Consider the following 1,043-nt stretch of genomic DNA (forward strand, 5'->3'; position numbering starts at 1 on the left):
AAACCTTGGTACCGTTACGGTCATAACTGTCGTAGTAGCCGCGGTTGTTGAGATACCATCCGGGTGCGACATAATAATGTTCGTCTACCATTGCCACATTTTCTTTCCTGGCAAACTTCCATCCTTCAGTATAATCAGACCCTTCAAAGAACGGTCCTACCGTTCCTATAACTACAATCTCCGGATGCTTTTCCTTTAATCTGTCGTGTATATATTTGAACCGCTCCTCAAAAACCTCTGTAATCATATCTTCATTTCCGATACCGATGTATTTGAGATTGAAAGGTTCCGGATGACCGGCTTCCGCACGTTTAGCACCCCATTCCGAATCGACCGGACCGTTGGCATATTCTATCAAATCAAGTATATCCTGCACATAATCATCCATCCGGTCCATGGGGATTCCACACTGCTGGCCAAGTGATGTTATCTCACTATCGGAACCGGAATGGGAACGTCCTGAATTCTGACAAGGAACACCGGCTGCAAGCACCGGTAACGGTTCGGCATTCAAATCCTCACAAAACAGAAAATATTCGTGATAACCCAGCCCTCTGCTCTGATGATAGTTCCATATGTTGCGCAACGGTTTACGGCTCTCAAGCGGACCTATGGATCCTTTCCAGTCGTATATATTGTCTATGCCGTCGCCATGTGCCACACATCCTCCCGGAAATCTTACAAAACGAGGCTTAAGGTCAGCAAGAACCTGTGCAAGATCCTTTCTGAGTCCGTTTTTGCGATTATTGAATGTATTCGAGGGAAACAACGAAACCATATCGATGTCACATCGTGTATCAGCAGGAATCTCCAGCACCAGTCTGGCTTCTGATACGCTCTGCTTAGCTTTAAGCATAACTGCTGACTTTTGCCATTCAGAACCCTTTGCCGCTACTTTAGCCGATGCCACACTCTTTCCGTCGGGAGTAATTATACTAACAATAAATTTCCGGGAGTCTTCCGGATTTCCAAGTCTTACAAACATCGAGAAATCATAAGTTTCCCCTTTCTTTACGGAAATACCGTCAAAACCGGTGTTTTCA

1 pseudogene is annotated in these 1,043 nt (G+C 45.3%); it reads right to left on the bottom strand.

Annotated elements, in window-relative coordinates:
• Window positions 1–1,043: pseudogene (locus tag JX312_RS13930) on the bottom strand (alpha-L-arabinofuranosidase); the annotation flags it as partial.

Source organism: Barnesiella sp. CU968 (assembly GCF_905219685.1).
GTDB classification, from domain to species: Bacteria; Bacteroidota; Bacteroidia; order Bacteroidales; family Muribaculaceae; genus Lepagella; species Lepagella muris_A.